This window comes from Streptomyces sp. NPDC004561, from assembly GCF_053602155.1.
On record NZ_JBSGDB010000525.1, the window covers coordinates 1 to 5,731 of the forward strand.

Annotated in this window: 6 protein-coding genes and 1 pseudogene; 2 read left to right on the forward strand and 5 right to left on the reverse strand. The window is 74.1% G+C overall.

Annotation, left to right across the window (positions count from 1 at the left end; genetic code table 11):
- Positions 1-270: 270 nt before the first annotated feature.
- The 4 genes and pseudogenes from ACWEN3_RS39720 to ACWEN3_RS39735 all read right to left on the reverse strand — a co-directional run bounded on the left by ACWEN3_RS39720 (position 271) and on the right by ACWEN3_RS39735 (position 2,090).
- Positions 271-786 carry a hypothetical protein gene (locus ACWEN3_RS39720; protein WP_452981586.1) on the reverse strand — a complete coding sequence of 172 codons (516 nt, stop codon included), beginning with the start codon at positions 784-786 and terminating at the stop codon, positions 271-273.
- A gap of 172 nt (positions 787-958) precedes the next feature.
- A pseudogene (locus ACWEN3_RS39725) lies at positions 959-1,090 on the reverse strand (vitamin K epoxide reductase family protein); the annotation flags it as partial.
- Positions 1,091-1,150: 60 nt separating this feature from the next.
- Positions 1,151-1,642: a DUF5949 family protein gene (locus ACWEN3_RS39730; protein WP_452981589.1), complete on the reverse strand. Its 492-nt coding sequence runs from the start codon at positions 1,640-1,642 to the stop codon at positions 1,151-1,153.
- A 157-nt stretch (positions 1,643-1,799) separates the two neighbouring features.
- Positions 1,800-2,090: a hypothetical protein gene (locus tag ACWEN3_RS39735; protein WP_452981592.1), complete on the reverse strand. Its 291-nt coding sequence runs from the start codon at positions 2,088-2,090 to the stop codon at positions 1,800-1,802.
- Between the two features lie 239 nt (positions 2,091-2,329).
- On the opposite strand from ACWEN3_RS39735, the gene ACWEN3_RS39740 reads away from it, so the two are divergent.
- On the forward strand, positions 2,330-3,391 hold the full coding sequence (locus tag ACWEN3_RS39740; RefSeq protein WP_452981594.1) for a hypothetical protein: 1,062 nt from the start codon (positions 2,330-2,332) through the stop codon (positions 3,389-3,391).
- A gap of 179 nt (positions 3,392-3,570) precedes the next feature.
- On the opposite strand, the gene ACWEN3_RS39745 is transcribed toward ACWEN3_RS39740, so the two are convergent.
- Positions 3,571-3,810, reverse strand: coding sequence for a chaplin (locus ACWEN3_RS39745; RefSeq protein WP_452981597.1), 240 nt, complete (start codon positions 3,808-3,810; stop codon positions 3,571-3,573).
- A 589-nt stretch (positions 3,811-4,399) separates the two neighbouring features.
- Here ACWEN3_RS39745 and ACWEN3_RS39750 point away from each other — a divergent pair.
- Entirely contained in the window at positions 4,400-5,605 is a 1,206-nt protein-coding gene (locus tag ACWEN3_RS39750; protein ID WP_452981600.1) for a glycosyltransferase, read from the forward strand.
- Positions 5,606-5,731 lie beyond the last annotated feature (126 nt).

A 5,731-nucleotide genomic window follows, 5' to 3' on the forward strand; every position in this document is an offset into this window, starting at 1 on the left:
TGCTGCCCGGTCCGCCCGGCGGGCCGTGAGGCCGCGACGACCGGGGCCAGGGCCAGGGCGGCGACGGAGGCCAGCAGACCCCGCGTCACCTCTCTCCGTGCCGGTACCGCCGTCCCCACTCTGGCCTGCCGCTCCGCGCCCACCGCCGCTCCGCCCACATCGACGACCATCGCTCGCTCCTCGTCCGGGTTCAGATGTCCGTACCGCCCTAACCGGCCGGGGGCGGACGGGGTCACCACCAAAGGGCCATACGGTGGGTGCCGTGCGTCCCTACAGTCCGGGGCCCGCGCCCAGGCTCCCGCCGGCGACGGTGCGCACGGCCGGGGCGACGACGCCCGCCCGGGGGAGCTTGAGGCCGGGCAGACCGAAGTGGTGCGGGTCGGGCGCGGTCAGCGGGGCGTCCACGTCCAGGCCGGGGCCGAGGGTGCGCAGGCCGGAGGCGGGGGCCTCGACGCCGACGTGGTCGAACCGGTCGCCGAGCACCCGCGGCAGGGGCGCCCGCACACCGCCGCCGGGCAGGGCGCCGTCGACCGGCAGCCGGGGCAGGACCCGGTCGGGCAGCAGGCTGCCGGTGACGAAGCGCGGGCCGCCGGGCGAGCCCGGCGTCGGCAGCGGCAGCTCCAGACCGGCCTTGGGCGCCTCCACGCCGAGGGACTGCGAGACGCCGTTCAGCGGCACGGGGACGGGGACCGAGCCGACCGCGGCGGCGGGGGTGGCCCCGGCCGCGACGGCGGCGGCGACGCCCGTGATGACGGCGGCGAGGGATCCTCGGGTGGTCGGCTTCATGTCAGGTACGGTCCCTTTCGGAATGCGGGGTTCGACGTCCGTACCGCGTAACTGGCGTCCCACGAGGCGGAAAACGGCGTCGGTTCGCAATTCCCCCGACCGCCCCAGTAGTCGGCTGGTCATTCTTCAGCTCGTCCAGAAGTCCCACCAGCGCGTCAGTACGAGCATGCCGGAAGCGGGCGCCGGCCGGCAGGCCGACGCCGAGGCAGACGACGATGCCGTAGGCCACCAGGCCCGGCATCGGGTTGGGGAACCCGAACACCGAGGCCTGATGGCTCTTCATCACGCCGCCGCAGGACACCACCCGCCCCGGTGAGTGCGAGACGGAGGCCGAAACCCTTGCCGTCGACCGGGGTTCGGGGCATCAGCCGCGCAGGCTGCGAGCCGGAAGGATGACGTGCGCGGCGGCGGTCAGGGTCTGCTCGGCACCGGCGAACGCGGCCAGCGCGGCCGGCGCGACGACCTCGCCGGGCCTGCCCTCGGGCCAGGCGCGGGTGGTGAAGACGAGGTAGGCGTAGCCGCGCCGGGCGACGGCGGCGAGCCACTCCGGCGGCGCGTCGGCCTGGGCGACCAGCTGCGGCATCCGGACGACGGCCTGGCCGGCCTCGACCAGCAGGCCGACGGGGAGGCTGGGCTTGGTGGCGCCGTCGACCAGTTCGCCGCCGACGGGCAGCCCGTTGCTCACCAGCAGCTGCTCCACCGCGGCCGCCGTGGCCTCCGGACCGCCCGCGGCGTCCCCGAGGGAGTAGGCCAGCAGGTAGGGCATGTCGGTGCCGTCGGGGGCCTCGCCGCTCCAGGCCAGGACGACGAGCGTGCCGAGGTCGGCGGGACGGATTTCGGTTGAGGTTGAGGTCACCGCGCGACCTTATCGACGCGTCCGCGCGTCGCCCGGCGGCTTCTCACCCTTCCGGACCAGTGGCCCGGGGGGCTCCACACGATTGAGGGAAACGCCCTCGAACGGGCCGGGGCCGGTGCCGCGGGTGCGGTACCGGCCCGGTGCGCAAGCCGGGGTGTCAGCTCTGCAGGGGCAGGCCGCCGAGCAGCGGGTTGTGCTGGTTCACCGCGGTGGTGGCGCCCTTGACCGTGTTGAGCAGGGAGTCCTTGTTCTCGGTGTCGAGCGCGTTCGACTGGTGCTGCAGCGGCATCACGTCGTGCACGGTGAGGGGGCCCTTGGTGAGCTGGTTGACGGCGCCGTTGAGGCTGGTGGGCGTCAGATCGGCGGTGTTGTGGGCGAACGCGGGCGCGGTCACGCCGGCGAGGGCCACGGAACCGGCAACGACGGCGGCAGCCTTCAGGGACTTCATCGTGTTCCTTTCTTCGGCAACTCAAGTCACCCCAGGGAATTCGGACACCGTGCCTAACGAGCCCTCCCCGGGCCGGAAACCCCGGGCCGAGAAGACATATGAGATCCCTTGGGAGCGCCGGGAACCGGCCGCCGGAAAGGCCCTCAGCCGTCGCGCCCGGTGGCACGACGGCTGAGAGAGGGTCGGACGTCTCGCGTCACCCGATCGCGGGCAGGCTCGGGGTCGCAGGGAGGCTCGGCGTGGCGGGGAGGCTCGGCGTGGCGGGGAGGCTCGGCGTGGCGGGGAGGCTCGGGGTCGTGGGCAGACTCGGGGTCGCAGGAAGGCTCGGCGTTGCGGGCAGGCTCGGGGTCGTGGGCAGACTCGGGGTCGCAGGAAGGCTCGGCGTTGCGGGCAGGCTCGGCGTCGCAGGGAGACTGGGGGTCGCAGGGAGACTCGGCGTCGCGGGCAGGGAGGGCACCGAGGCGCTGGGCGTCGGCAGCTCGGCGGCGCCGAGGAGGGTCGAAGTCAGCAGGTCCACCACGTCGTTCACCACGCCGGTGGCGGACGAGACCACCTGGTCGGCTTCGGAGGTGATCGCCTTCACCAGGTTGTCGATCGCGGCGTCCAGCGCGCTGATCGCGTCGCTCGTGGCGTCACGCACCACGCGCGACTTGCCGTCGTCGAACTGCTTGGCCAGGGCGGCGGACGCCGACGGGGTGGCGGCGGGCACGGACGAACTCGCGGACACCGACGGCTTCGCGGGGGTGGTCGGAGCGGCGGAGTTGGTCGGAGCAGCGGAGTTGGTCGGGGCCGTGGTGGCGGTGGGCGTCGCGGTGGCCGCCGGGGACGCGTGCGCCGCCGGGGTCGCCGTCGCCGCGGGCTTCGCCGTAGCCGTCGGAGTCGCCGCAGCGGCCGTCGGTGTGGCAGCAGCCGGAGTCGCAGTCGCCGTCGGCTTGGTGGCCGCGGGAGTCGCCGCAGCAGTCGGGGTGGCGGCGACCTTCCGGGTGGCCCGGGAGTGGCGGTTCGTCATCGCATCGGCAATGGATTTCTTCGCCGCGTCGCCGAGCCTTCGGGCTTCGTCGGCGGGCAACTTGCCCTGCATCAGGGACTGGTTGAGCAGATCGACGACCGGACGGGGAACGGAGCCGGTGGCACTCAGGGCACTGATCTGGGCGAGCAGTTTGTCCGCTCCAGGGACAGCCGCCCGGGAGGCGGTATCGGCGCGTTCCCGCGCCGAATCCCCGGCCACGGCGGCCGGACCGGTGATGCCGATAAGGACAGTGGCGCAAAGGGCGGTGGACGCAAGACGCCACGCGGGTTGACCACGCATGGGTATTCCTTTCGGTGAATTTCGGGACCTGAGCCCACCGTCGATTCACCGATCGCTCTCCGCAACCGCTCGCTACGTTCCGTGATCCGTCCGAGGGAGACGCAAACCGGCCGCCCGCCCCGCGACGGACACGCGGGACCGGCGGCCGGTCGAAGGGGCTGCGCCCCGGCGTCAGCCGTTGACGCAGGTGTCGCCGAAGGCCGGGTTCAGCAGGCCGACGACGTCGACCGTGTCACCGCAGGCGTTGACCGGAATGTGGACCGGAACCTCGACGACATTGCCCGACAGCACACCAGGGGAGGTGGCGGCGGCACCGTGCGCGTCGGAGTTGGCGGCGGCCAGGCCGGCGCCGCCGGCGACGGCCGCGACGGCGGCGGAGGTCAGGACCAGACCCTTCGCGATACGCGACATGGAGAGGTACTCCTTGGAATCGACACAACATGCGGGCGGGATGCCCGGCGCTGTGTCAACGCGTGGCGCCTCAAGGGGTTGTGCCGCCAATGGGGTGATGCGCGAAGAGAGTCGCCTTCACGATTCCGACACACTTGACCTTGTTCTCCGCATTGGTCCGGATGGCCACTACTGTTGCGGACCTCTCCAGCACGTGCGAAAGGGCGCCGCCGGTCATGCGCAAGTACCTGGCTCCGCCACCGTGTTCGACAGGCGACTCGCGCGCACTCCCCGCCGGGCTCCGGCGTGCGCCCGTCGCTCCGCGCGGCACCGGCGGCCCCTCGGACGCAGTACCGACCTCCACGAAAGGCGAACCCGGCGACGTACCGGAGGGGCTGCGTCCGGCGTACGCCGAGACGCTCGGGCACGGCGCCGATGTGTTCGATCGCGGCCCAACCCGGCGGCCCGGTGGTGACCAGCCGGGCTTCCGGCTCGTTTCCCACCCGGACGCGGTGTGGGCCGGCGCGCGCTTCGCCGCCGTCCACGCGCACGTGTGAGGCGCGTTCCCGACCACACTCCCGAGCGCCCCCGTGAGCGAGGTATCCCGCGTATGCACCAGTCAGCACCCGGCCCTCGGCCGCGGATCCTGCACCTCGCGCAGCCCGTCGACGGCGGTGTCGCCCGGGTCCTGCTGGACCTGACGAAGGCCCAGCTCGCGGCGGGTCTGCGGGTGACGGTGGCCTGCCCCGGCGGCGAACTGGCCGCGGGCCTCGCGGAGCTGGGCGCCGACGTCCGCGAGTGGCGGGCCGGCCGGTCCCCCGGTCCGGGGCTGCCGGGCGAGGTACGGCGGCTCGTACGTCTGGTCGACGAGGTACGGCCCGAACTGGTGCACGCGCACAGTGCGAAGGCGGGACTGGCCGGCCGGCTCGCCGTCCGCGGCCGTGTGCCGACCGTGTTCCAGCCGCACGCATGGTCGTTCGAGGCGGTCGGCGGACTCACCTCGGCACTGGCGCTGCGCTGGGAGCGGTGGGGGGCGCGCTGGGCCGGCCGAGTGCTGTGCGTCAGCGAGGCCGAGCGCGCGACCGGTCTGCGCGCCGGGGTACGCGCCGCGTACGCGGTCGTCCCCAACGGCGTCGACGTCGACCGCTTCTCCCCCGCTCCCCCACCGGGCGCCACCGAGGACGTCCCGCACGCACCGGCCGCCGAACGCGAGACAGAGGCGGCGCCCGTCGTCGTGTGCGTCGGACGCCTCTGCCGCCAGAAGGGGCAGGACGTACTGCTGCGGGCCTGGGAGCAGATCCTCGCCGTGGTGCCGACGGCCCGCCTGGTGCTGGTCGGCGACGGCCCGGACCGCGAGGTGTTACGCCAACGGGCCCACCCCTCCGTGCGCTTCACCGGCGCGGTCGCCGACAGCGTGCCCTGGTACCGGGCCGCCGACCTGGTGGTGCTGCCCTCGCGCTGGGAGGGCATGGCGCTCGCCCCGCTGGAGGCGCTGGGCTGCGGTCGGCCCGTCGTGCTCACCGACGTCGACGGCGCCCGCGAGAGCCTCCCGGCCGCCCTCGCCGCGCACTGCCTGGTCCCGCCGGAGGACCCGGTGGCGCTGGCCGGGGCGGTCGCCCGGCTGCTGGCCGACCCGCCGCTGCGCACGGCGCTCGGCGACCAGGGGCGCCGGCATGTCCTGGCCACGCACGACGTGCGGCACACCGCCGAGCGGGTCGCGGCCCTCTACCGCGAACTCCTCGGCCACGCCGCCGGGGTGAACAGCGAAACAGTCCCGCCCGTGTCCTCCGAGTGCAGGGAGTCCATCCACTCGTGACTGCGGAAAGCACCGTTCCCTCCCCCGGCGCGCAGCCATGGGACCAGGCGCTCTCACCCGTCGTGGTCCTGCCGCGCCGCCGTGCCGCCGGCGGCTTCCGGTTCCCGCTGCGGCGCCCGCCCGCCC

Excerpts from the sequence above, each read along its gene's own strand:
- ACWEN3_RS39720 (WP_452981586.1), bottom strand. The coding sequence starts at position 786 with ATGAAGCCGACCACCCGAGGATCCCTCGCCGCCGTCATCACGGGCGTC.
- ACWEN3_RS39745 (WP_452981597.1), bottom strand. The coding sequence starts at position 3,810 with ATGTCGCGTATCGCGAAGGGTCTGGTCCTGACCTCCGCCGCCGTCGCG.
- ACWEN3_RS39735 (WP_452981592.1), bottom strand. The coding sequence starts at position 2,090 with ATGAAGTCCCTGAAGGCTGCCGCCGTCGTTGCCGGTTCCGTGGCCCTC.
- ACWEN3_RS39750 (WP_452981600.1), top strand. The coding sequence starts at position 4,400 with ATGCACCAGTCAGCACCCGGCCCTCGGCCGCGGATCCTGCACCTCGCG.